The organism is Sphingosinicella sp. CPCC 101087 (assembly GCF_004151485.1).
Taxonomy (GTDB): Bacteria; Pseudomonadota; Alphaproteobacteria; order Sphingomonadales; family Sphingomonadaceae; genus Allosphingosinicella.
In genome coordinates this window covers 415-875 of record NZ_SBFF01000037.1, presented here as the reverse complement: position 1 = coordinate 875, position 461 = coordinate 415, and the positions used below count along the sequence as shown (strand labels likewise).

Below are 461 nucleotides of genomic sequence, written 5' to 3'. Positions count from 1 at the left end.
AAAGTTATTCTATAAATAGAATATATTATATTTTATTATGCATAGTGTTGCATAGTGTTTTGCATAGTGTTGCATAGTGTTTGCATAGTAAAAATCTTTTTATATAAATAGAATATATTATATTTTATTTAAAAGATTTTTCTTTAAATATGGACCGTCAGATTAAAGTAAATCAATCTCGACCGTTCATGAGTTAGTTACTATGCATTCCATTTTTCTATAAATAGAAGCTCATTCATTCATTATTTTCTTACGAATTCACTGAAACTCTAGAGAGATAAACTATAGAGAGAAAGAAGAAAGTATTCTGCTACTTCACTACTCATATATCCAATACTCTTCTTCTCAAGGTAGGGAATATTATTTGTTGTACCCGTAAGGGGTGTTATTCTTTCTTCATGAAGAGAACTGTTGTTATTCCATTTCTTATTATTCTGTTGGAATAACCTGTATACGCGGTC

General features: G+C 28.4%; 1 protein-coding gene. It reads right to left on the bottom strand.

Annotation, left to right across the window (positions count from 1 at the left end):
* Positions 1–269 precede the first annotated feature (269 nt).
* On the bottom strand, positions 270–461 hold a 192-nt coding region (locus EKM57_RS22335), incomplete at its 5' end, for a hypothetical protein (protein ID WP_206185546.1).